Genomic DNA, 23,966 nt, shown 5'->3' with positions numbered 1-23,966 from the left:
GGTGCGCATCGCCGGAGGGAGACTCCGGCGATGGGGTGTGCATTAAGTCTGGACGAAATGTCAAAAAACGAAAGTCGGGGGGACAAAAACGCTTAGCGTGCCGCCTCGTAAATACGACGGCTGACGTCCAGGGTGATGTCGCCGTGCTCGCCCAGATGGGTCATGCCGTGCTCTTCGAGTTTCGCCAGCAGGGCAGGGATGGAGCTGCCGTCCAGCCCGTAGCCGGACAGACGCGTTGGCACGCCCAGACCTTCAAAGAAGCTGCGGGTCGCTTCGATGGCGGCATCAATGCGCGCGTCGTCAGAACCCTCGGTGATGTTCCACACGCGCTCAGCGTACTGCAGCAGCTTGGCGCGTTTGGTATCACGTTTTTCATTCCACAGCGCAGGCAGCACAACGGCCAGCGTCTGAGCATGATCCAGACCGTGCATCGCCGTCAGCTCGTGGCCCAGCATGTGGGTCGCCCAGTCCTGCGGCACGCCAGCGCCGATCAGGCCATTCAGCGCCTGTGTGGCGGCCCACATCACGTTGGCACGAACGTCGTAGTTTTCAGGCTCTTTCAGCGCTTTCGGACCTTCTTCAATCAGCGTCAGAAGAATGCCTTCCGCGAAGCGATCCTGAATTTTGGCATTCACCGGGTACGTGACGTACTGCTCAACGGTATGAACAAAGGCATCGACCACGCCGTTCGCCACCTGACGCGCAGGCAGGGTGTAGGTGTAAACCGGGTCCAGGATAGCGAACACAGGCTGAACGTGTTCGTTCATGAAGGCCTGCTTGTCACCGGTGGTTTTACGGGAGATCACCGCGCCCTTGTTGGATTCAGAACCGGTGGCTGGCAGGGTCAGCACGGAGCCCATCGGGATGGCGCTTTTAATGTCGCTGCCGCGGGTTTCCAGAATGTGCCACGGATCGATGCCGTCAGCGTAGTGCGCTGCCGCAGCGATGAATTTGGTGCCGTCCAGTACGGAGCCGCCGCCGACGGCCAGCAGGAAGGTGACGTTTTCTTCGCGGGCGATTTTCACCGCGTTCATCAGCGTTTCGTAAGACGGGTTTGGTTCGATACCGCCGAACTCACGCACGTCCAGACCGTCCAGCGCGCTATAAACCTGATCCAGTACGCCGGTTTTTTTCACGCTGCCGCCACCGTAGGTGATCAGTACGCGGGCGTCAGCAGGGATCTGCGCGCGCAGGTCAGCGATAGCGTCTTTACCAAACAGAATGCGGGTTGGGGTGTGAAGATTAAAGTTGTTCATTGCTCGTTCCCTTTAGTGGGTGAAAAACCGTGGTGCGCAGAGGGCGACCTGATGCTGCACATTGTGGCCGTCCGGGGCTATCCCCTCAATGCACATTCCTGCCGATGTCTTGCCCATTTCTACAGAGCGCTGGAGAAAGCGCGGAAAACGACGCACACTGTTAGCGTCAAAAACCGTACCTGGAGTAACGCAAGATGAACCGTGAGGCTATCTGCCAGCAGCTCACTGTGCAGATTAAGAGATTGATAGATAATGAGAATCGTGCCAGCGATCTGCTGCCGGATATTCGCTTGCTCTATGGCACGCAGCCGGGGACGCGCACGCCGGTCATGTACCAGCCGGGCATCGTTTTTCTCTTTTCAGGCCATAAAATTGGCTATATCAACGAGCGCGTGTTCCGCTACGACACCAATGAATATCTTCTCCTGACGGTACCTTTACCCTTTGAATGTGAAACCTTCGCGACAGAGGCCGTTCCGCTGGCGGGGATCCGCGTCAATGTCGACATCCTCCAGCTGCAGGAGCTGCTGATGGAGATTGGCGAAGATGAACTCTTCCAGCCTTCGATGGCCTCGAGCGGGATTAATTCGGCGACGCTGTCGGAGGAGATCCTCTGCGCCATTGAGCGTCTGCTGGACGTGATGGAGAGGCCGCTGGACGCGCGTATTCTGGGCAAGCAGATCGTCCGCGAAATTCTGTACCACGTGCTGCTGGGCCCGGGCGGCGGCGCGTTACTCGCTCTGGTGAGCCGACAGACCCACTTCAGCCTGATAAGCCGCGTGCTCAAGCGTATCGAAAGCCAGTACACGGAAAACCTCAGCGTCGACCAGCTGGCGGCGGAAGCCAATATGAGCGTTTCGGCGTTTCACCATAACTTTAAGTCGGTGACCAGCACCTCTCCGCTGCAGTACCTCAAAACCTACCGGCTGCATAAGGCGCGGATGTTGATGATCCACGACGGCATGAAGGCCAGCGCGGCGGCGATGCGGGTGGGCTATGAAAGTGCGTCGCAGTTCAGTCGGGAGTTTAAGCGCTATTTCGGCGTCACGCCGGGAGAGGATGCGTCACGTATCAGAACGATGCAGGGAGCCTGAGGGGAAACACAGGCCGGGTAAGCGACAGCGCCACCCGGCTTTGTTGAATTATGCGCTGCAGTACTTCTTCTTAATCACCACCGCGATGGTTCCCACCAGACCCGCCACCAGCAGGAACATCGGCAGCACCATCAGGAAGGTCATCACCTGATCTTCGTGGTGTTTCACAAAAGGGATCATATTCAGCGCATAGCCAAGCGTGGTGACTACACCCACCCACAGCAGGGCGCTCAGCCAGTTGAAGAACTGGAAGCGGCGGTTCGACAGACCGGAAATGCCCGCCATCGTCGGCAGAAGGGTGCGAACAAACGCCAGGAAACGCCCCGCCAGCAATGCCAGCAGGCCGTGGCGATCGAACATGCAGGTCGCACGCTGATGATATTTATGCGGTAACTGCGCCAGCCAGCCTTTTACGACGCGGGTATTCCCGAGCCAGCGGCCCTGAAGATAGCTCAGCCAGCAGCCCAGGCTGGCTGCGGAGGTGAGAATAACCATCGTTGGCGTGAAGTCCATGACGCCTTTCCCGATTAACGCCCCGGCAAGTAAAAGCAGGCTATCACCGGGTAAAAACGAGGCTGGCAGTAATCCATTTTCCAGAAACAGAGTTGCGAACATCACGAGGTAAACAATACCAACGATGTGAGGATCCGCCAGCGCGGCAAAGTCGTGATGCCAGAGCGCCGCGATAATATCTTGAATAACAGCCATGGACTTTCCTGTGGAACAGCAGATATAGCGCTATTGTACTCCCTTATTCGTCCGTCGGGTTTGATCCCGGGCGCAACTCATGCAGACTTTTCTCATTGCCGTGTCCACAAAAGCGTCCAGAGAGTACATTTTCAGCCAGCACTCTACACGATACGCTCGAACCCTGCTGCTAAATCGGCAATCAGATCGTCAACATTTTCTAAACCGATATGCAGTCGTATCAGGGTACCGCTGAAGTCTACTTCACCCCCGGGGCGAAGGGCCGCGATCTGTTCCGGCTGGTTAGCCAGGATCAGGGATTCAAAACCGCCCCAGGAGTAGGCCATGCTGAAAAGGGTAAAATTATCCAGATAGCTCGCCAGCTCGTCGTTATTCAGCCGCTTTTTCAGTACGAATGAGAACAACCCGCTGCTGCCCGTAAAGTCACGCTGCCAGAATTCGTGGCCTTTACTGCCTGGTAACGCGGGATGATTTACGCGCTCAACCAGCGGATGCTGCGCCAGCCATTCGGCGACCTTCAGGCTGCTTTCATGATGCTGACGCAGACGAACGCCCAGCGTGCGGATACCGCGGCTGGTCATGTAGGCCGTGTCGGCATCCACCATCTGGCCCATCAGGTAGGCATTTTCACGCAGCTGATCCCAGCAGCGCGCGTTGGAGACCGCAGTACCAATCATGCCGTCAGAGTGGCCTATCAGGTATTTCGTTGCCGCCTGAATCGAAATATCAATGTCGAATTCCAGCGCTTTGAACAGCACGCCTGCAGCCCAGGTGTTGTCGATCATAACGATCGCCTCTGGCGCTTTGCTGCGTACGGCCTTCACGATAGCCGGCACGTCGTGAACTTCCATGGTGAGCGACCCCGGAGATTCCAGGAACACAATGCGCGTGTTTGGCTGAATAAGTTCGGCAATGCCTTCACCAATCAGCGGGTCGAACCAGCCGGTCGTTACCCCGAGCTTGCTGAGGATTTTGGTGCAGAAGTCCTGGCTGGGTTCATAGGCGGTGTTGGTCATCAGGATATGGTCGCCCTGTTCCACAAACGCCAGAATGGTGTTGGCGACCGCCGCCGCCCCGCACGGGAATAGCGCACAGCCCGCGCCGCCTTCCAGCTCGCACATCGCTTCCTGCAGAGAAAAATGGGTTAGCGTGCCGCGACGGCCATAAAACAGCCCGCCTTTCGCGCGGTTACGCGTGGCGATTTTTTTCTCCTCAACGGTGTCAAACACCAGCGAGGAGGCTCGTTGAATCACGCTGTTGACCGATCCCTGAGTATATTTTTTGCTGCGTCCTGCCTGTACCAGCGTGGTATCAAGATGCTTCTTTGTCATGTTCGCTAACCCTGTTTTTATACGTCTGGACGTCCAGACTACCACGATTGGAAAAAACTGCACCCCGAGGCTTATCGAATAAGCAGAAAATATTAGCAAAAAACCGCATAAGAAATTTTTACTGCGTAAGCGCAAGGAAAGTGAGCGAAAATTACGGCACCATGCAAATACTAATGAGAACTACTATCAATTCGACGACGTTTTGATATTATTACGCTCAGATTTTGTGATTTGCGTCCTGGAGATACAGAGTGGGTAATAATTTGATGCAGACGGATCTCTCCGTTTGGGGCATGTATCAGCATGCTGACATCGTGGTTAAGATTGTGATGATCGGCCTGATTCTGGCGTCCGTTGTCACCTGGGCTATCTTCTTCAGCAAAAGTGCCGAGTTGCTTTCGCAGAAGCGCCGCCTGAAGCGGGAGCAGCAGCAGCTGGCTGAAGCCCGCTCTCTGGATCAGGCTTCAGATATGACATCATCTTTCCACGCGAAAAGCCTGACCACCCTGCTCGTGAATGAAGCGCAGAACGAGCTGGAACTCTCCGCTGGCAGTGAAGATAACGAAGGCATCAAAGAGCGTACCGGTTTCCGCCTGGAGCGTCGCGTTGCGGCCGTTGGCCGACACATGGGGCGCGGCAATGGTTATCTGGCTACCATCGGCGCGATCTCACCGTTCATCGGTCTTTTCGGCACGGTCTGGGGCATCATGAACAGCTTTATCGGTATCGCGCAGACCCAAACTACCAACCTGGCGGTCGTGGCGCCGGGTATCGCAGAAGCGCTGCTGGCGACAGCAATCGGTCTGGTTGCCGCTATCCCGGCGGTGGTCATCTACAATATCTTCGCGCGTATGATTGGCAGCTATAAAGCGACTCTCGGAGACGTTGCCGCGCAGGTTCTGCTGCTGCAAAGTCGCGATCTCGATCTGAATGCCAGCTCGGTTAAGCCGGTGCATGCGGCGTCTAAACTGCGCGCAGGTTAATAGTATGGCGATGCGTCTAAACGAAAATCTGGACGATAACGGCGAAATGCATGAAATCAACGTGACGCCGTTTATCGACGTCATGCTGGTTCTGCTGATTATCTTCATGGTAGCTGCACCGCTGGCGACGGTGGATGTGAAGGTGAATCTGCCGGCATCTTCCAGCCAGCCCCAGCCGCGCCCGGAGAAGCCTGTTTACCTGTCGGTGAAAGCGGATAAATCCATGTTCCTCGGCAACGACCCGGTGACGGCCGACTCAGTCATCCCGGCGCTGGAGCAGCTTACGGGCGGAAAGAAAGACACTACGGTCTTCTTCCGTGCGGATAAAACCGTTGATTATGAAACCATGATGAAGGTAATGGACACGCTGCATCAGGCGGGTTACCTGAAGATTGGACTGGTCGGCGAAGAAAAGGCGGCCTCGAAGTGATAAAGAAGCTGGCGAAAGCCGGCTTTTTTTATGCCTGTCGGTTTATGCGCTTTTGTTATTCGTTGGTGCGGCAGAAGGGGTTGCCAGCGCGTCCTCATCAAGCGCAACGCAGGTGACGTTTGAGGTACGGTACTCACCGTCTGACAGCTTGCGCGTCAGACGCAGGGTGGCGATTTCTCTGGCGAGCAGATACTGATAATTGGCCTCGAGGCGCCCCAGAAGCTTCTCTTTCAGCTCTGGCCGCTGTTCAATGATGGCATTCATCACGGCACCGTAAATTTCTTCTTTGACCTGCAGCGGATAAATTTCACGGCGATTCTGCCATTTAAGCCGAACCAGCGTCGCCGGGATCGATACCAGGTCTTGTGTAATGCGCGTCATCTCGTCATTTTTTGTGTTTCGTAGCGCGTCGAGATTTTGCTTTAAGATAAATTCATCACTTTTTTTATCATCTAAAGTCAAATAAACGTCGTTATTTTTAACTTCTTTCACGTTAATCTTCCCCCAGGCTATAAAAAATTGGGTTGTTTTTTTCGCGCGTAATTAAATTAAGCCAAATTTCATTGCCCGCTTCATTAATTTCTTCGGTTTTCTCGGCTATTATTTGACTTAGTTTCTGGGCATCTATTTCCCCCTCGGCCTGCAGGTCATTCAGCAGGTGGACAAAGGCTTCAATTTTTATAGCGCGAAATAAGCGGTCTTTTATATGACGATCGTGCTCTTCCAGCAACATATTTCGCGATTTGCCAGTTCGGGAAACACCAATTAATATATCGGGCTCGAAATCAGAGAGCTTTCTTTTCCCCTGAGTGAAACTGGCCTCTTTTTCTGCTTCCGTCGGTTGCTGTTCCACAGGCGTAATGTGGTACTTAGCCGGGACGAGATAGTCGGGCAGCATTTTTAATTTCCTTTAATTTCAACAGGGTGGGGTTGGTAAAGGCGTGAGATTCGTTGACAATATCATGAGGCAAATTTAAAATCAAAAAAAATGGAGCCTACCCATGAACAGCATCTTTTTTACGGTCATCACATTACTATTATTGACCGCTGGTGTGCTTTTATTGATGCAGGAGTTCAATAAAACGAAAGTGTCGAAAGACGCCAGTGAGCCCCCACAACCTGAACTGATGACAAAAGAGGAAGGTGAAGACCATTTCTCTGTATTGATGAACTCCGTTACGCCTGTCTGGTACTGGCGGGTGAACCACGAATATATCGACTTTTTACATGCGACAATTAAGCGCATGAAAATGTCGGAAATTAATGACACGCCCGGACTGTTTGAGGCGCAGCGTCGCTGTAGCGATCTGAATTCAGCAGTCTATAAATATTATGACAATATCAAAAAGCGCTGTCTTAACGGAGAAAAGGTATCTTATTCCGATCTGGACGTATTGAATTTGCGGCAGTGTTTTCGCGAGTTCAGTCTGGAAGCCTATCCTGAACTGGTGGCGCTTGTCTGGCCGGAGTACGCACGTCCGGAAGTTAATCCAGACAACGTCTGAGTGACGTACCGTTGAGTTATTGCAAACAGTCAGCGCCGTTGAGATATACTGGGCGCTGGTTTCTTTTGCAAACAGGACTCTATGGAACGCTTTTTTGAAAATGCCATGTACGCCTCTCGCTGGATACTGGCCCCCGTCTATTTTGGCCTTTCGCTGGCGCTTATCGCGCTGACGATTAAGTTCTTTCAGGAAATCCTGCACGTTCTGCCGAATATCTTTTCCATTGCCGAAGCGGATTTGATTCTGGTTCTGCTCTCGCTGGTGGATATGACCCTGGTGGGTGGGCTGCTGGTGATGGTGATGTTCTCCGGCTACGAGAATTTCGTCTCCCAGCTTGATATCGACGAGCGTAAAGAGAAGCTCAGCTGGTTGGGCAAAATGGATGCCTCGTCGCTGAAGAATAAAGTGGCCGCGTCGATTGTGGCGATCTCTTCTATCCACCTGCTACGCGTATTTATGGACGCGAAGAACGTGCCGGATAACAAACTGATGTGGTACGTCATTATCCATCTGACGTTTGTGCTGTCTGCGTTTGTGATGGGGTATCTGGATAAGATCAGTAAGAAGTAAAGTACGCCTTACCCCTCACCCTAACCCTAACCCTCTCCCCAAAGGGGAGAGGGGACTGCTCGGTGCGGCATTATTTATCAGACGACGCCTGCCACAGATTCAACTCCCCATCCGCAACATGCTGGTCAATCCGCTTGAGTTCGTCCTCCGTAAAGCGCAGGTTTTCCAGCGCCTGTACATTCTCTTCCAGCTGTTCCGGGCGGCTTGCGCCAATCAGCACGGACGTCACGCGCGCATCTTTCAGCAGCCAGCTTAGTGCCATCTGCGCCATGGTTTGTCCGCGCGCCTGCGCCATCTCATTCAGCAGGCGAAGGCTGCTCAGGTTGGCGTCGGTGAGCATCTTTTGCGTCAGGCCGCGCACTTTATTCCCTTCGCGCTGCATGCGTGATCCTTCAGGGATACCGTTCAGGTATTTCCCGGTCAGGAGCCCCTGCGCCAGCGGGGTGAAGGCAATACAGCCCGTACCGTTTGCTTCCAGTGCATCCAGCAAGCCGGTCTTATCGACCCAGCGGTTAAGCAGGTTATAGGACGGCTGGTGGATCAGCAGGGGGATCTTCCACTCGCGCAGCAGCTCGGCCATTTTTTGTGTGCGGTCTGTCGAGTAGGAGGAAATCCCCACATACAGCGCTTTTCCGCTCTGCACGACATGGGCCAGCGCGGATGCCGTCTCTTCCATCGGGGTGTTTTCATCCACGCGGTGGGAGTAGAAAATATCAACGTACTCGACGCCCAGACGCTTCAGGCTCTGGTCGAGGCTAGCGAGCAGATATTTGCGTGAACCGCCGGAACCGTAAGGCCCAGGCCACATGTCATAACCCGCCTTGGTGGAGATAATCAGTTCGTCGCGGTATGCGGCAAAATCTTCCCGCAGCAGGCGGCCGAAATTTTCTTCCGCGCTACCCGGCGGTGGTCCGTAGTTATTGGCAAGATCGAAATGAGTGATGCCGAGGTCGAAGGCTTTTCGCAGCAGCGCGCGTTGGGCATCAAGAGGCTGGACGTGGCCGAAGCTATGCCACAGTCCCAGCGACAGCGCGGGCAGGCGCAGGCCACTTTTGCCGCAATAACGGTATTGCATATTCTCATAGCGGCCGGGGTAAGGGTGCCAGGACATGATGTCTCCTTTCTTATTGATGAAATTTTCGAAACAACGTTTTCATCCTGAACTTATCACATCACAAATTACATCACGAAGCTCGGGCCTGATGGTTAACAACTGCTGTGTGACCAGTGAAGCCACGCTAATTAAAAATGATCACAAAACGTTATAATTTCCCTCTTTCCTGCCGATAACGAGAGTAGTACTCGCCTCTGGGCGAACTCACCCTCACGGCAAGGAAGACTTATGAATATGCTCCGTAATTTCACGATCCGCTTCGTCATGCTGACGATTCTCGGGATCTTTTGTTTAATGTGGGCGGGTGTTGGCTTGTACAGCACCTGGTCCCTTTCTCGCGTTTCAGATGGCAACGAAGTCGATCGCCAGCTGGTTAAACAGATGACGGTACTCAGCCAGGGTAACGATCAATATTTCCGCTTTGTGACCCGTCTGAGCCGCGCAATGGAAGTCAAAGCCGCAGGCGGCACGCCGGATCTGTCCTCTGCCCAACAGGCGCTGGATAACATGGGCAAGAAACTGGCCGAGATGAAGGCGATCTCCCCAGGCCCGATGGATGAGCAGATCTCTTCCAGGGTGATCGGCTCCTGGCAGGCGCTGCTTGAACAGGGCGTAACGCCGCAAATGCAGCAGGCGAAGCAGGGGGCTCTGGAGGGATATCGCCAGCAGGCCAACAACGTCACACCGCCGCTGAGCCGCGCGTTTGGTGCGGCCGCTGAGGAGTTCAATAATGCCGCCGCGAAGTCGCTCGACAGCACCCGCGTGGTGGTGGACGGCCTGACAAGCATGACCCGCACGGTGATTATCGTTGCCACGATTATCGGCCTGCTGATCCTGCTCTTCACCGACCGTTACCTGGTGGCGATGCTGGTCAAACCGCTGGATCGCATTCGCCAGCAGTTCCGCCAGATTGCCCAGGGCGATCTCAGCCAGCCCATTGAGCCGTTCGGCCGCAACTGCGTGGGCCAGCTGGTGCCGCTGCTGAGCGCCATGCAGGACAGCCTGCGCGAAGCGGTCAGCACGATCCGCTCCGGCAGTGAAAATATCTGGCGCGGCGCGACGGAAATCTCCAGCGGTAACAACGATCTCTCTTCCCGTACCGAAGAGCAGGCGGCTGCGCTGGAAGAGACGGCAGCCAGCATGGAACAGCTGACCGCCACGGTGAAACTGAATGCGGAAAGCGCGCGTCAGGCCAGCCAGCTGGCCGATGTGGCCTCAACTACCGCCAGCCGCGGCGGTTCGCTGGTGGAAGAGGTGGTGACCACCATGAGCGGTATTTCGGAAAGCTCGAAGAAAATCGCTGAAATCACTAACGTTATCAACAGCATTGCCTTCCAGACCAATATTCTGGCGCTCAATGCGGCGGTTGAAGCGGCGCGCGCGGGTGAACAGGGGCGTGGTTTCGCGGTAGTGGCAGGAGAAGTTCGCAACCTGGCAAGCCGCAGCGCCAACGCGGCAAAAGAGATTGAAGGGCTGATTACCGACTCCGTGTCCCGCGTAGAGCAGGGGGCGAAGCTGGTGGGCGACACCGGCACCACCATGGATGCGATTCTGCGGGACGTGACGGAAGTGACGACCATTATGAAGCAAATCGCTTCCGCCTCTGAGGAGCAAAGCAAGGGCATTTCGCAGGTCGGGATTGCCATTACCCAGATGGACGGCGTTACCCAGCAAAACGCCTCGCTGGTTGAAGAAGTTTCCGCGGCGGCGGCGGCGCTGGAGCGTCAGACCGAAGAGCTTCAGCGCTCGGTGCAAAAGTTCCGCCTGACGGCATAACGCAACGTTACAAGGCCGCCGGATGCGGCCTTGTATTATTAACGCCTTCCCCATTCAGCTCGCGTTGAAACTGCTATTCTTTTGCTAACCCCCCTGACGTTCTGGGCTCTCTTCTGTGAGGTGTTGCTATGAACAGATCGTTATCTCTCATCCCTGTTCTCTCTTTCATTTTTCTGATGATGTTCTCGGTTTTTGCCGATGCGACCCAACAGGCGCAGGAACGGCGCGTGGCGCGTGATGTCAGGCAGGAAACCCGCGACGCGTCACGGCAGGTGAAGCAGACCTGCGTGGCGAACAATAACCAGAGTAATCACGACTGCCGCCAGGATAAACGTCAGATGAAACAGGCCGGACGGCAAAAAGCGCGGGATATTAAGTATTAATGTGGTAATGAAAAATATTAGGAATGAGACACGGACAATAAGCGGAAAGCGTCATCGGGGATGTGATTAATACCGGGCAAACGCAGCGCTGCCCGGCTGTATGTATCAGTGCGTCGCTTCACCAATCAGCGCACCCGTGCCCGCACCAACGGCTGCACCTTTCAGCACGCTCTTGCCGGTCACCGCCGCGGCACCTGCGCCCACGGCAGCACCTACCGCACCGCCTTTACGCGCGGCTTTACCTTTGCCGCCGTTTTTGAACATAGCACCCGTGCCTGCGCCAACAACGGCGCCGCCAACGGTCGATTTCAGATCTTTGCCAGTGGCCGCGCCAATCGCCGCGCCTGCTACCGCGCCAGCTGCAGTTTTGTCGATGGCCATTCCCGAGGTGGAGAAAATGAGGGCGCTGATAACCAGCGTTGTTTTAATAAGTTTCATAACAGATCCTTTGTGACTGCTGTCGGTTGATACGTCATTTCTCACTCTCTGACGCGAGAAAAACGTCCAGATAGTGCCAGCAATACCGGTTCAACCTTTAAGCTAATCATGCCCTGGGCAAGGATCTCAGCTGCCGGGCGGGGATCCGCCCGGCGGAACATTACGCCTGACGCTTATCTTCCGTATTGGTCTCGAAGTCGCTCGCCGCATGGCGCTCGTGGAGCTGCTCGTTCAGCTCGCCGCTGGTGCGGTTAACGATACGTCCGCGCTTAACGGCATGCCGATTCGCCACGTCTTTCGCCCAGCGCTGGACGTTGGTGTACTTCTCTGCATCCAGGAACTCGGCGGCGTTGTACACGCTGCCCAGCGCCACGCAGCCGAACCATGGCCAGATTGCCATATCCGCGATGGTGTACTCCTCACCCGCCACGTAGCGACCACGCGCCAGCTGTTTATCCAGCACGTCGAACAGGCGTTTGGCTTCCATGGTAAAGCGGTCAATTGCGTACTCAATTTTTACCGGCGCGTAGTTGTAGAAGTGGCCAAAACCGCCGCCGAGGAACGGCGCCGCGCCCTGCAGCCAGAACAGCCAGTTCAGCGTTTCGGTGCGCCCCGCCGGATCTTTCGGCAGGAAGTGGCCGAATTTCTCTGCCAGGTAGAGCAGGATATTGCCGGATTCAAATACGCGGGTTGGCGGGTTCGTGGAGTGGTCACGCAGCGCCGGTATTTTCGAGTTCGGGTTCACCTCAACGAAGCCGCTGGAGAACTGATCTCCCTCGCCGATGCGGATCAACCACGCGTCGTACTCCGCGCCCGTCACGCCCAGCGCCAGCAGCTCTTCGAGCATGATCGTCACTTTCTGGCCGTTCGGTGTCCCGAGAGAGTAAAGCTGCAGCGGGTGGGAGCCCACGGGCAGATCTTTCTCATGCGTTGCGCCGGAAATCGGACGGTTAATGTTGGCGAACGCGCCGCCGTTGTTCTTTTTCCATTCCCACACTTTGGGTGGCTGATACGTGTTGTCTGACATGTTGGCCTGCCTTTTGAGTGATGTGTTGAGGCAGTGTAGCAGGAGATTTGTGAACCGTTTAACGTTGCGAGCGCAATCAATTAACCGCTATTCCTTCTGCTGCTTATATATATCAAATCCGGCATAAGCTTAATCGAAAATCGCATTTTCATAACTAATGCGTTAATGGATAAAGCTGCCTATGATGCTTCAACATAAATAAAAGATGCAGTTATAAACACTTTATTAGGCAAGGAGTTAGTGAGATGCGCAAGCTTCTGTTATCGGCAGTGGTCGTTTCGCTCGCGTTAGGCCTGGCGGGCTGTGATGATGCGAAAAATAAAGAGACCAATACGCCCCCTGCGGCAAAAAGCGACGCGCCAAAAGAGGGCGGTTCGCTAATTATTGGAATTACCTCCGGCGACTCGTTAGCCGTTAATCCGCTTTATGCCAGCGACCGCACAACGTTAACCATCATGCAGGCGTTGTATGCCCCGCTGTACAGCTTTAATAACGGCAAGATTGAGTGGGGCCTGGCGGAAAGCCTCACGCCCTCCGCCGACAACCTGAGCTACACCCTGACGTTAAAACCCAACCTGAAATGGCAGGACGGCCAGCCGCTGACGGCGGACGACGTGGTCTTCACCTTCAATAAGCTGCTGGATGCCAAACAGCACAGCTTCTTCCGCAGCATGTTTACCTGGGGCGGCAAGCCTGTTGAGGTAAGCAAGGTTGACGACCGCACCGTTAAGTTCACCTTACCGCAGGTTAGCGCGGCCTTTACCGGCACCCTGGTACAGATTTACCCGATCCCGCAGCACGTGTTCGCCGGTGAAGGCGACCTGGAAAAGAGCAGCAAAAACGATGCGCCGGTCGGCTCCGGGCCGTTCAAATTTAAAGAGTACCGCGCCGGGCAGTATTACGCCCTGACCCGTTTTGACGATTACTGGAACGGCAAAGCGAAGCTTGATTCAGTCACCTACCGTTTCGCCAAAGACAGTAACGCCGCCAACCTGGCGCTGCAAAACGGTGAAATCAACCTCAAGATGGTTGACCCGCAGGACGTGAACCGCCTGAAAAATACCGGTAAGTTTGACTTCGTGGTCTATCCGGAAGGCCGTCTGGCCTATATGACGTTCAACCAGAACGTGCCGGTAATGAAGAGCAAAGAATTGCGTCAGGCCATTGCTTACGCCATCAACAAAGACGAGCTGACCCAGACCGCCTTTACCTCGCTGGACTACGCCAAACCGGCGACGTCCTTCCTCACGCCCGATACGCTTTACAAGACGGATGACGTCGAGCAGTACAAATTCGACCTGCAAAAAGCTAAAGAGCTGCTTAAAGCGTCCGGCGCGCCGGACAACCTCAAGCTGCGCCTGGCGTATGTGAATACCAACAAAACCCAGGAGAGCATGGCGCTCTACATTCAGCAGGCGCTGAAGGGGATTGGGGTGAACGTGGAGCTGATGCCGCTGGACTCCAACGCGATGTCCCAGCGCAGCCTCGATATGAACAACACCGCGTGGGAGCTGAATCTGGGCGGCTACATCATGGGCTCAGAGCCGGACGGCTATAAATCGCTGTTCATGAGCAACGAGGCCTATAACTACGCGCATTACAAAAATCCGCAGTTTGATGCCCTGTGGGATAAAGGCGCCGTGGAAACCGACGCCGCAAAACGTGCCGATATCTACAAGCAAATTCAGCAGACCGTGGCGAACGACATGACGTACTACCCAATCGCCTATACCAATGCGACCGTCGCGGTGGACAAGCGTTTTGGCGGTACCGAGGAAGCGGAGCCGAAACCGGTCTATCTGTTCCAGGATCTGTCAAAAATCTATCAGAAATAAGCGATTGCCCCGGCCGTCAGGTCGGGGCTTTTGAAAGGGCACGTCGTGAACACACTTCTCACGCGTCGGCTGCTGCAGCTGCTGCCGATGCTGTTCTTTATTTCGCTGGTGGCGTTTTTGCTGGTCAAACTGGCGCCCGGCGATCCGGTGGCGGCGTACATTACGCCGCGTATGGCTCCGGAAGATATCGAACGTATTCGCCAGAGCCTGGGGCTGGATAAGCCGCTGGTGACGCAGTACGTCCTGTGGCTAAAAAATGTCCTGCAGGGCGATCTCGGCTATTCGCTGATTTACCACCGCCCGGTGCTGGAGATGATCGGCGAACGCATTCCGGCCACGCTGGGGCTGATGGGCGCGTCGCTGCTGCTGGCGATCGTGCTGGCGATCCCGCTGGGCCTGCTGGCGGGGGCATTCAAGCATCGCTGGCTGGATCACCTGCTTAACCTGTTCGCCTATATCGGCATTTCGGTGCCGATTTTCTGGTTCGGCATCTTGCTCATTACGGTCTTTGCCGTGCAGCTTAGCTGGTTCCCCAGCATGGGAATGCGCACCATCGGCATGGAAGATAACGCGCTGGACGTGCTGCGTCACGGCGTACTGCCTTGTATTGCCCTCACGTTCTACAACCTCTCCAGCTACGTGCGCTACATCCGCTCCAACACCATCTCGCAGCTCTCGGCCGACTACGTGCAAACCCAGCTTGCCTACGGCGCCACGCGTTCCAGCATTCTGTTTAGGCACGTGCTGAAAAACGTGCTGCTGCCGGTGATCACCCTGTTCGGACTGTCGTTCGGTGAGCTGATTGTGGGGGCCTACGTGACGGAAAGCGTCTTCTCCTGGCCGGGGATGGGGCTGCTCGGGATCCAGTCGATCGCCTCGCTGGACTACCCGCTGATCATGGCGATCATCATGCTCTCGTCGATGATGCTGATCGTCGGTAACCTGATCGCCGATCTGCTTTATCGCTTCGCCGATCCACGCATTCGTACGCTGAGGTAACCCGGATGAGCAGACGCTGGCAGCAGGTTCGTCACCAGCTGCGCCGCAACCGTCCGGCGCAGTTCTCCCTGTTTGTGCTTTTTATTTTCATTGTCGCCGCGCTCTGTGCGGGGTTAAGTCCGTACGATCCGGATCGGATGGCGCTCGGCGCACGCACGTTACCGCCGGATGCCGCACACTGGTTCGGCACCGACGAGTACGGACGCGACTACTTCACCCGCGCGCTTTATGGCGGCCAGATCTCCCTGATGGTCGGTTTTCTCGCCATGCTCTTTTCCACGCTTATCGGCACGGTGGTGGGCACGGTGAGCGGCTATTTTGGCGGCTGGCTGGATAACCTGATGATGCGCGCCGTGGATATCCTGATGGCCATTCCGGCCTTCTTCCTGCTGCTGGTGGTGAATGCTTACCTCAAGCCGGGCGTGGATAACATAATTCTGATCATCAGCCTGCTGACGTGGATGAACATGTCGCGGCTGGTGCGGGCAGAAACCCTGTCGGTGAAAGAGCGCGAGTACGTGCTTTATGCCCGCGCGTCGGGGGAAAACCCGCTGCGTATTATCGTGCGCCACATTATTCCCGGCGTGCTGCCGACCATTATCGTGGCCGCCACGCTCAATATCGCCTCGGCCATTCTGATGGAGTCGACGCTCAGCTTCTTAGGGCTGGGTGTGCAGGCGCCGGCGGCGTCGTGGGGAAGCATGCTCAACAACGCCCAGTCTTATATTGGCGAAGCGTCGTGGCTGGCGATGTTCCCCGGCATCCTGATCCTGCTGACGGTGTTCAGCTTTAACGTGCTCGGCGATGTCTTCCGTACCGCCTTTGAGCCGGGAGCGAATCGCGATGAGTAGCTTATTAGCGCTTGATAACCTGCAAACTACTTTCCGCACCCGCGAGGGTGAAGTTCACGCGGTGCGCGGCGTAAGCTTTCAGGTGCAGCCGGGAGAACTTGTCGGCATTGTTGGCGAGTCGGGCTGCGGAAAAAGCGTCACCTGTAAGTCGATTATCCAGCTTCTGGGGAGCAACGGACGGATCACCGGCGGCAGCATTCGCTTCCAGAATGACGATCTGGCGCAGAAAACCCCTGCGCAGATGCGCGCTATTCGCGGCAACGAGATCGCGATGATTTTTCAGGATCCGATGACCGCCCTGAACCCGGTGCTCACTATCGGCAAGCAGATGTCTGAGATCCTGGTGCGAAATAAAAAGCTGTCGAAAAAAGCGGCCAAAGCGGCGGCGATCGCCATGCTGGAACAGGTGGGGATTGCCGAGGCGGAACGCCGATACGACCAGTATCCTCACGAGTTCAGCGGTGGGATGCGCCAGCGGGTGATGAGCGCCATTGCGCTCTCCTGCAACCCGAAGCTGCTTATTGCCGATGAGCCGACCACCGCGCTGGACGTCACCATTCAGGCGCAGATCCTGCGTTTGCTGAAAAGCCTGCAGCAGCAGACCCAAACCGCGATTCTGCTGATCACCCACGATCTCGGCGTGGTGGCGCAGGTCTGCAGCCGCGTAGTGGTGATGTACGGCGGGCTGGTGATGGAGGAGGGCAGCGTAGAGGACATCTTTTATCGCCCCGCGCATCCTTACACCCAGGGGCTGCTGGCCTCGCTGCCGCGCCCGGATGAGGTCAATCAGCGTCTATCGCCGATCGAAGGTTCGCCGCCCGGCCTGCTTAACCCGCCGCCGGGCTGCCCGTTCGCCGAACGCTGCCCAAAACGCATGCCCCAGTGTGAACGGCAGCCCGCATTTTACACCGCCGGAGAGGGCCATCGCGCCGCCTGCTGGCTATGGGCCGATAAGGAGACTCATGCATGAGTGAACAACAGGCACCATTAGTGAGCGTGCGCGATCTGCGCAAGCACTATCAGCTTAACGGCGGTCTGCTGCGTAAAGGCGCGGCCGTGAAGGCGGTTGATGGCGTGAGCTTTGATATCCAGCCCGGCGAGACGTTTGGCCTGGTGGGGGAGTCCGGCTGCGGGAAATCGACGCTCGGACGCGCCATTCTGCGCCTTTTCGATATTACCGCGGGCGAGATCCACTTCGCCGGGCAGGCGATTGCCCACGCCCGCGAAAAAGAACTCAAGCCGCTGCGCAAGCGGATGCAGGCGATTTTTCAGGATCCTTACTCCTCGCTCAACCCAGGCATGACGGTGCGACAGCTGGTGGCCGAGCCGATGCAGATCCACGGCTACAGCCGTGAAGAACAGCGGGAACGGACGGAAACGCTGCTCTACAAAGTGGGGCTGAAGCAGGAACACCTTGAACGGTTCCCGCATGAGTTCAGCGGCGGGCAGCGTCAGCGCATCAGTATTGCCCGCGCGCTGTCCGTGCGTCCCGAATTTGTGCTGTGCGATGAGCCGCTCTCGGCGCTGGACGTTTCGGTGCAGGCGCAGGTGGTGAATATTCTGCAGGACCTGCAGCAGGAGCTGGGGCTGACCTATCTGTTTATCGCCCACGATCTCTCGATGGTGCGCCATATCTCCAGCCACATTGGGGTGATGTATCTCGGTAAACTGGTGGAGGTGGCCCCGGCGAATGAACTGTATCAGCGTCCGGCGCACCCTTATACCCGCGCGCTGCTGGCGGCTGTTCCCCAGCCCGACCCGCGGATTCGCAACCTTGAAGACGCAACCCTGCGCGGTGAAATGCCCGGCCCTACGTCCGCGCTGCCGGGCTGTAAGTTTTGCAGCCGATGCCCGCACGCCATGCCGGTTTGCCAGACGCAGGAGCCTGCGATGCAGGATATCGCGCCAGGGCATTTCGCGGCGTGCTGGCTGTTTAACATGTAGTTAATGCGCCGCGCAGGTGTATGATAAATGTCCCTCTGTCAGGTTAATTACAACGTGCAGACGACGACAACCCATAAAAAATTGCCGCCTGCCTGTTTTAGGTTGGATACATGCGTAAAGGAAAGTTAAGCAGTGATGCGCCATTCGGGACATTGTTAGGCTATGCGCCCGGTGGCGTGGCGATTTACTCTTCAAATTACGGCAGTCTGGACCCGCGAAAATACCCGGAAGACGCGGATTTTCGCAGCTACATCGGCAACGAATACATGGGCCACAAGTGGCAGTGCGTTGAGTTTGCCCGCCGTTTCCTGTTCCTCAACTATGGCTTCGTGTTTACCGACGTCGGTATGGCGTGGGAGATCTTCTCTCTGCGCTTTTTGCGTCAGGTGGTGAACGATAACATTCTGCCCCTTCAGGCCTTTGCCAACGGTTCAAAACGCGCCCCGCGCGCCGGAGCGCTGCTGATCTGGCAAAAGGGCGGCGAGTTTCACGAGACCGGCCACGTGGCGGTGATCACCCAGCTTCTGGACGATAGGGTGCGTATTGCGGAGCAGAACGTGATTCACTCCCCGCTGCCGCTCGGGCAGCAGTGGACGCGCGAGCTGCGCCTGAGCGTGGAGAACGGGTGTTACACCCTCCACGACACCTTCAGCGACACGGAAATTCTCGGCTGGATGATCCAGACCGAGGATACGGAACACAGCATTCCCCAGCCGGAAATCGACGGTGAACTGCTGAAAATCAGCGGCGCGCGGCTGAAAAACAAACGTCAGTTCGACGGCAAGTGGCTCAACGAAAATGACGCGCTGCAGCAGGCGTATATCCGCGCCAACGGCCACGTGATCAACAAAGATCCCTGCCAGTACTTCACCATTACCGAAAGCGCCGAACAGGAGCTGATCAAGGCCACCAACGAACTGCATCTGATGTACCTGCACGCCACGGACAAGGTGCTGAAAGACGACAGCCTGCTGGCGCTTTTCGACATCCCGAAAATCCTCTGGCCGCGCCTGCGCCTCTCCTGGCAGTGGCGTCGTCACCATATGATCACCGGTCGTATGGATTTCTGCATGGATGAGCGCGGCATCAAGGTCTACGAGTACAACGCCGACTCCGCCTCCTGCCATACCGAGGGCGGGCTGATTCTCGAAGAGTGGGTGAAAAACGGCTATCGCGGCAACGGGCATAACCCGGCGGAAGGCCTGCTGGAAGAGCTGACCGGCGCCTGGAAGCACAGCCACGCCCGGCCATTCGTCCACATCATGCAGGACAACGATGTCGAAGAGGACTATCACGCGCTCTTTATTCAGCGTTCGCTGATGCAGGCCGGGTTCGAGACCAAAATCCTCCACGGGCTGGGGGCGCTCAGCTGGGATGCCGCCGGACAGTTGATTGACGACGAAGGTCGCCACGTCAACTGCGTGTGGAAGACCTGGGCGTGGGAAACGGCGATTGAGCAGATCCGTGAGGTCAGCGAAACCGAATATGCCGCCGTGCCGATCCGCACCGGACATCCTGAAGGCGAAGTGCGCCTGATTGACGTCCTGCTGCGCCCGGAGGTGCTGGTCTTTGAACCGCTGTGGACCGTCATTCCCGGCAACAAGGCGATTCTTCCGGTGCTGTGGCAACTGTTCCCGAATCATCGTTACCTGCTCGACACCGATTTTGAGGTCAACGATCTGCTGAAGCAGACCGGATACGCCGCCAAGCCGATTGCCGGACGCTGCGGCAGCAATATCGACCTGATTAGCGCCCAGGACGAACTGCTGGATAAATCCAGCGGCAAGTTTGTCGACCGTAAAAACATCTACCAGCAACTGTGGTGCCTGCCAAACGTCGACGGCAAGTACATTCAGGTCTGTACCTTTACCGTGGGCGGGAACTACGGTGGGACCTGTCTGCGCGGCGATGACTCGCTGGTGGTGAAGAAAGAGAGCGATATTGAGCCGCTGATCGTGGTTAAAGATAAGTAGCTCTTACCCGCAATAAAAAAGCCCCCGCAGGGCATCCTGCGGGGGCTTTTTGTTACTGTTCTTCCTCTTCCTGCCCGTTGATCTTCAGATCGATGATGCGGCCAATCTGGTCATGATAGACCGTCAGCAGGTTGTACTGGCTCATCTCGGAGATGATCTGCGGTGAGACATTAAAGCTGCGGGCCAGCTCCTCCTGATGAAAATAGCCAGGCTGACGCCGCCTCACGTGGGCCCGACGGCGATTGTACTGATACCACAAAATCAGCAGCCAGCCGTTGAGCGCGGCAAACAGCAGGTAGAGCAACACCGTATTAAAAGACGCAATAATGACGCCCCAGCGGTGGTCGCTCTCCTCGGTGAGCTGCATCCAGAGCCGGGCATACAGGAAAAACAGAAAGCCTCCCCACGCCACCAGCGTTAACGCGGCATCGAAAAGACGTGGCAACAGCCGATGTTCGGTCAGAATTAAGGTATTTTCGTTCATTAAATGCGTCCTTTTCCCCGGTCCGGACTGATCCAGCGCGCGCGGGCGCGCTGGCGTTTAAGCATGACTTTTGGAAATGCGACAAGGGTGGTGAACAGGCCGATCATCCAGTACACCATCGGAAACCAGATCACCCAGAAAAGCGAGCTGGCCACCTTCCGTTCATAGCGCCGCTCGATGTACAAACTGACGAGGAACTGCAGGAGGCACATCACGCCCAGCAGTAGCCCGGTAAACTCCGGTGGAAAGAGGCTCTCCACGGTCAGCCTGGCAGGAACAGGAGCGATATGGCTGAGAATAAATAACAGCACCGTCATCGCGTAGGCGAAGGCCCACAGTGTTGACAGGGCATACTCAAGAAACAGGGGCCACATGCGGTGATGCTCCCAGCGCACAATCCTGCGAAGGTTGACCAGAAACACCTCCGCGCCGCCCTGGGCCCAGCGCAGACGCTGTTTCCACAGGCCCTTGAGCGTCTCCGGCATCAGGATCCAGCACAGCGCCCGCGGCTCGAAAAAAATATCCCAGTGGCGCAACTGCAGCTTCCAGCTGATGTCGATGTCTTCGGTGATCATGTCCGGGCTCCAGTACCCGACGTCCGCCAGCGCCTGTCGGCGAAAGGCGGCGATGACGCCCGAGACGGTAAAGACCCGACCATAGATCCGCTGCGTCCGCTTGATGAGCCCGATAATCGAAGAGAACTCGCCCACCTGAATGCGGCCGATCAGCGTGGAGCGCGTGCGAATACGCGGGTTCCCGGTGACCGCCCCGACGTGGGGATACTGAATCAGCGGGGCCACCAGATACGCTGCCGTATCGCGGTCGAGCAGGGCGTCGCCGTCAATGCAGACCAGCAGATCGCCCCGGGCCGCCGCTGCTCCGGCTTTGAGTGCCAGCGCTTTCCCCTGGTTCTCCGCGAGGTTAATCACCCGCAGGCGCGGATGTTCCTGCGCCAGCGCCTGCAATACCTCCGCCGTGTTGTCAGACGATCCGTCGTTGATGGCGATAACCTCGATATTTTCATACCGCTGATCCAGCGCGGCGCTGATGGTCTCCTGGGCATTTCGTTCCTCGTTGAAGCAAGGGATCAGAATGGAGATGAGCGGCTCACCGGCGAGCGTCGGGGCGGGCGTCTCTTTATCCCACGACCAGTGGCGTTCAAGCTGAAACCAGAAATAGAGCCCGCCGGTTATCCAGAGCACGGACATGAACAGCGGCCAGAAGAACACAAAATCCAGAATCAGCTCGCCGGTAAAGAGGGCGGCCACGCCTAACGGCAACCCGAATACCAGACATAAAATGGAAAAGGCGATAATGCGATCAGTCATTGTCAGGGTACCAGTACGAAGAAAATACAGGCCTGATGCGTGAGATATCAGGTTGGTTGTGGATGAAATCATCGGGGTAGTAACCGTAGTTTTTGACGCCGTTCAGCTGGAGCACGCGCATCCACTGCGCAAGCTGGCTATCAGAAACGGCGCGCTGCGGTTTCTTATCCCAGTCCCTGGCCTGCAGTTCAAAAATGGTTTTATCGATCGCGCCGGGACGTGTGGCGACCGCTTTAACCAGACGCGTCAGCCAGGCATCGCTCTCGTCAGCCGAAATGGACTCCATCAGCGGCATGGCCATCGGCACCGTCCAGTCATACTCCGCCAGAAAATCGTCAAGATTCTGCGCGAACCACGCTTCGCTTTCCGGCTGAAGAATGGGTAGGGCGAACATGTTGCGCGCGGTTTTTATCTGCGGGCCACGGATATGCTTCACCGCCAGGCTCAGGGCGTGGGTAAACCCCATAAGCAGTTGGCTCTTCTGGCGAGTCGTGTCCTGTCCGCCATCGTCCACGTCCGTCAGCACCGCATCGTCATGGAACAAAATCCCGTTGAAGCTGGCATAGCGGGCCAGATCTTCGTAGATGTCCGTTACCTGCTGGCGCACCTGCGGGTCCCACGGGGAGAGCCGGATATAGGGCTCGGTGGCTTCGCGCAGCTGGCCGGTTTGACGATCCCGGCGCTGCACGCGCGGCAGGGCAGGATCAAGATCGAACGAGAGCACCGGCATCCACGCGAAGACTTTCACCCCCGAGCGTGTTTGCAGCTGCCAGGAGACAAAATTAAAGAGATCGGCCCGGACCGGCAGACGACGGTTGGGGAAATAGAGCGCCTTGATCCTGCCGTCGCCCTGCGGGTCGGCAAACGCCTGCAGAAAAACATGGCTGATTTTCATGTCGTAGACCCGCTGGATCAGCTTGTTGATGTTTTGGGTCTGCTGGGCCGGATCGGGATCGTAAACGTAGTCGAGATCGACGTGCATGACTCGAACGGGATCGTGCTCCTGAACCTGGCTTACCGTACTGGCAAACGCCTTGAGCGAGGGATTGCCGGCGATCAGCAGACGAGGGATGTTCCCCAGCTCCTGCACATTTCCCAGCCCGTCCTCAAGGGTAAAGGCCAGTTGATAACCCTGCTGTCTGGCGATCGCGAGCGACGTGCCGTTGGCGGCGCCGTAGGGCCAGACCCAGGCGCGCGGCGCCTTGCCCGTTACCTGCGTGATTTTTTCAGTCACTTTACGAACGTCATCGCCGATCCGCTGGCTGAACTGCCGATCGGTTTCATAGCGGCCCGTGGCTTTATCATAAAAGCGGTTGGCGATGGCAGGTTCGCGGCTGCCCTGCGGGTTGGCCGGAATGCCGTAATGCGAGGCCCAGGTGTGCGATCCGATCTCAATCAGCGGGGACCGGCTGAGCTCGCGCACCATGTCCCACGTCGCGAAGCGATCGCGGGGCGTCATCAGACCGCCGAAGTTAACTTTTTGATTTTCCGGCGTATCCACCCAGCTGCCCACCGGCGCCCAGAGCGCAGGGACGTTCCACGCCTGAAGCAGCGGCCAGACGCGGGTGTAAAAGCTGCTGTAGCCGTCGTCAAAGCTGAGCAGAACGGCTTTCGGCGGCAGCGTTTTTTTCCCGTTATGGGCATCCAGAATGTCCTGCACGCTGATGATGTGATAACCGTTGTGCAGCAGCCAGCTTATCTGCTCGTTTAGTGCGCTGGTACGCACGGAGAGGTAGCGCTGATCGGCGGCATCGTCTTCTACATCGTGGTAGGCCAGCACCAGAAACTGGTTCTGCGGCCAGGGTTTGCTCGCCTCCAGCTGTGGCCGCGCTTTGGGCGCAATAAATGAAAATGCCTGCGCGCAGACGCTCGCGCTGAGGCAGAGCCAGCCGAGAAGTATCAGGCTCGCGGAAAAACGTGTGTTAAGCATAATCATC

General features: G+C 56.6%; 24 protein-coding genes. 13 read left to right on the top strand and 11 right to left on the bottom strand.

Going from position 1 to position 23,966, the window contains the following annotated elements:
- Positions 1–92 precede the first annotated feature (92 nt).
- The gene (yqhD, locus tag PUP35_RS18460) at positions 93–1,256 is read right to left on the bottom strand and encodes an alcohol dehydrogenase (protein ID WP_115876280.1); all 1,164 of its coding nucleotides are present in this window, start codon (positions 1,254–1,256) and stop codon (positions 93–95) included.
- Between the two features lie 194 nt (positions 1,257–1,450).
- Here yqhD and PUP35_RS18455 point away from each other — a divergent pair, with 194 nt between their 5' ends.
- A complete protein-coding gene (locus tag PUP35_RS18455) occupies positions 1,451–2,350 on the top strand; it encodes an AraC family transcriptional regulator (protein WP_115876279.1) in 900 nt (299 codons plus the stop codon).
- 48 nt (positions 2,351–2,398) lie between these two features.
- Here the strand turns inward: PUP35_RS18455 and yghB are convergent, their stop codons facing one another.
- Together yghB and metC are read right to left on the bottom strand one after the other, a co-directional pair.
- A complete protein-coding gene (yghB, locus tag PUP35_RS18450; protein ID WP_029740714.1) occupies positions 2,399–3,058 on the bottom strand; it encodes a DedA family general envelope maintenance protein YghB in 660 nt (219 codons plus the stop codon).
- Between the two features lie 143 nt (positions 3,059–3,201).
- Complete coding sequence (metC, locus tag PUP35_RS18445; RefSeq protein WP_274240841.1) at positions 3,202–4,389, bottom strand: cystathionine beta-lyase; 1,188 nt, start codon at positions 4,387–4,389, stop codon at positions 3,202–3,204.
- Positions 4,390–4,640: 251 nt separating this feature from the next.
- Between metC and exbB the strand changes: the two genes are divergently transcribed.
- Positions 4,641–5,372 carry a tol-pal system-associated acyl-CoA thioesterase gene (gene exbB / locus PUP35_RS18440; protein WP_023333405.1) on the top strand — a complete coding sequence of 244 codons (732 nt, stop codon included), beginning with the start codon at positions 4,641–4,643 and terminating at the stop codon, positions 5,370–5,372.
- A 4-nt stretch (positions 5,373–5,376) separates the two neighbouring features.
- Complete coding sequence (gene exbD, locus PUP35_RS18435; protein ID WP_023333404.1) at positions 5,377–5,802, top strand: TonB system transport protein ExbD; 426 nt, start codon at positions 5,377–5,379, stop codon at positions 5,800–5,802.
- 42 nt (positions 5,803–5,844) lie between these two features.
- On the opposite strand, the gene PUP35_RS18430 is transcribed toward exbD, so the two are convergent.
- Together PUP35_RS18430 and PUP35_RS18425 are read right to left on the bottom strand one after the other, a co-directional pair.
- Positions 5,845–6,294: a cytoplasmic protein gene (locus PUP35_RS18430; protein WP_115876276.1), complete on the bottom strand. Its 450-nt coding sequence runs from the start codon at positions 6,292–6,294 to the stop codon at positions 5,845–5,847.
- 1 nt (position 6,295) lies between these two features.
- Complete coding sequence (locus PUP35_RS18425) at positions 6,296–6,700, bottom strand: hypothetical protein (RefSeq protein WP_032659974.1); 405 nt, start codon at positions 6,698–6,700, stop codon at positions 6,296–6,298.
- Between the two features lie 103 nt (positions 6,701–6,803).
- On the opposite strand from PUP35_RS18425, the gene PUP35_RS18420 reads away from it, so the two are divergent.
- Both PUP35_RS18420 and PUP35_RS18415 read left to right on the top strand, forming a co-directional pair.
- The gene (locus PUP35_RS18420) at positions 6,804–7,307 is read left to right on the top strand and encodes an ESA_00282 family adhesion-associated protein (protein ID WP_111963268.1); all 504 of its coding nucleotides are present in this window, start codon (positions 6,804–6,806) and stop codon (positions 7,305–7,307) included.
- 81 nt (positions 7,308–7,388) lie between these two features.
- Positions 7,389–7,877 (top strand): TIGR00645 family protein, encoded by a 489-nt coding sequence (locus PUP35_RS18415; RefSeq protein WP_008499805.1) that lies wholly within the window; start codon positions 7,389–7,391, stop codon positions 7,875–7,877.
- A 70-nt stretch (positions 7,878–7,947) separates the two neighbouring features.
- Here PUP35_RS18415 and PUP35_RS18410 read toward each other — a convergent pair whose 3' ends face one another.
- Entirely contained in the window at positions 7,948–8,988 is a 1,041-nt protein-coding gene (locus PUP35_RS18410; RefSeq protein ID WP_274240830.1) for an aldo/keto reductase, read from the bottom strand.
- A 231-nt stretch (positions 8,989–9,219) separates the two neighbouring features.
- Between PUP35_RS18410 and PUP35_RS18405 the strand changes: the two genes are divergently transcribed.
- Positions 9,220–10,767: a methyl-accepting chemotaxis protein gene (locus PUP35_RS18405; RefSeq protein ID WP_115876272.1), complete on the top strand. Its 1,548-nt coding sequence runs from the start codon at positions 9,220–9,222 to the stop codon at positions 10,765–10,767.
- A 128-nt stretch (positions 10,768–10,895) separates the two neighbouring features.
- The gene (locus PUP35_RS18400; protein ID WP_115876271.1) at positions 10,896–11,150 is read left to right on the top strand and encodes a hypothetical protein; all 255 of its coding nucleotides are present in this window, start codon (positions 10,896–10,898) and stop codon (positions 11,148–11,150) included.
- A gap of 105 nt (positions 11,151–11,255) precedes the next feature.
- On the opposite strand, the gene PUP35_RS18395 is transcribed toward PUP35_RS18400, so the two are convergent.
- Together PUP35_RS18395 and yghU are read right to left on the bottom strand one after the other, a co-directional pair.
- Positions 11,256–11,588, bottom strand: a complete 333-nt coding sequence (locus PUP35_RS18395; RefSeq protein ID WP_029740720.1) for a hypothetical protein — start codon at positions 11,586–11,588, stop codon at positions 11,256–11,258.
- Between the two features lie 160 nt (positions 11,589–11,748).
- Complete coding sequence (gene yghU, locus PUP35_RS18390) at positions 11,749–12,615, bottom strand: glutathione-dependent disulfide-bond oxidoreductase (protein WP_115876270.1); 867 nt, start codon at positions 12,613–12,615, stop codon at positions 11,749–11,751.
- Positions 12,616–12,860: 245 nt separating this feature from the next.
- Here yghU and PUP35_RS18385 point away from each other — a divergent pair, with 245 nt between their 5' ends.
- The 6 genes from PUP35_RS18385 (at position 12,861) to gss (ending at position 20,217) form a co-directional block, all read left to right on the top strand.
- Positions 12,861–14,450 (top strand): ABC transporter substrate-binding protein, encoded by a 1,590-nt coding sequence (locus tag PUP35_RS18385; protein WP_274240824.1) that lies wholly within the window; start codon positions 12,861–12,863, stop codon positions 14,448–14,450.
- Positions 14,451–14,495: 45 nt separating this feature from the next.
- Entirely contained in the window at positions 14,496–15,449 is a 954-nt protein-coding gene (locus PUP35_RS18380) for an ABC transporter permease (RefSeq protein WP_149367632.1), read from the top strand.
- A 5-nt stretch (positions 15,450–15,454) separates the two neighbouring features.
- Positions 15,455–16,300, top strand: coding sequence for an ABC transporter permease (locus PUP35_RS18375; protein WP_115876267.1), 846 nt, complete (start codon positions 15,455–15,457; stop codon positions 16,298–16,300).
- A complete protein-coding gene (locus PUP35_RS18370; protein WP_274240820.1) occupies positions 16,293–17,270 on the top strand; it encodes an ABC transporter ATP-binding protein in 978 nt (325 codons plus the stop codon). Before PUP35_RS18375 ends, PUP35_RS18370 begins: the two co-directional genes overlap by 8 nt.
- The gene (locus PUP35_RS18365) at positions 17,267–18,244 is read left to right on the top strand and encodes an ABC transporter ATP-binding protein (RefSeq protein WP_274240818.1); all 978 of its coding nucleotides are present in this window, start codon (positions 17,267–17,269) and stop codon (positions 18,242–18,244) included. The genes PUP35_RS18370 and PUP35_RS18365 overlap by 4 nt, the downstream gene beginning before the upstream one ends.
- A gap of 110 nt (positions 18,245–18,354) precedes the next feature.
- Positions 18,355–20,217 carry a bifunctional glutathionylspermidine amidase/synthase gene (gss, locus tag PUP35_RS18360; protein ID WP_274240816.1) on the top strand — a complete coding sequence of 621 codons (1,863 nt, stop codon included), beginning with the start codon at positions 18,355–18,357 and terminating at the stop codon, positions 20,215–20,217.
- A gap of 52 nt (positions 20,218–20,269) precedes the next feature.
- Here gss and pgaD read toward each other — a convergent pair whose 3' ends face one another.
- From pgaD to pgaB, 3 genes are read right to left on the bottom strand one after another with little or no spacing between them, the layout of a single operon-like run.
- On the bottom strand, positions 20,270–20,701 hold the full coding sequence (pgaD, locus tag PUP35_RS18355; RefSeq protein ID WP_126534059.1) for a poly-beta-1,6-N-acetyl-D-glucosamine biosynthesis protein PgaD: 432 nt from the start codon (positions 20,699–20,701) through the stop codon (positions 20,270–20,272).
- Complete coding sequence (gene pgaC, locus PUP35_RS18350) at positions 20,701–22,029, bottom strand: poly-beta-1,6-N-acetyl-D-glucosamine synthase (RefSeq protein WP_274240811.1); 1,329 nt, start codon at positions 22,027–22,029, stop codon at positions 20,701–20,703. Before pgaC ends, pgaD begins: the two co-directional genes overlap by 1 nt.
- Complete coding sequence (pgaB, locus tag PUP35_RS18345) at positions 22,022–23,959, bottom strand: poly-beta-1,6-N-acetyl-D-glucosamine N-deacetylase PgaB (RefSeq protein WP_274240809.1); 1,938 nt, start codon at positions 23,957–23,959, stop codon at positions 22,022–22,024. Before pgaB ends, pgaC begins: the two co-directional genes overlap by 8 nt.
- Positions 23,960–23,966 lie beyond the last annotated feature (7 nt).

The sequence above is a fragment of the Enterobacter sp. S-33 genome (assembly GCF_028735835.1).
GTDB lineage: Bacteria > Pseudomonadota > Gammaproteobacteria > Enterobacterales > Enterobacteriaceae > Enterobacter > Enterobacter vonholyi.
Note: the sequence above shows the minus strand (reverse complement) of the source record. Positions and strands in the feature narration are given on the sequence as shown.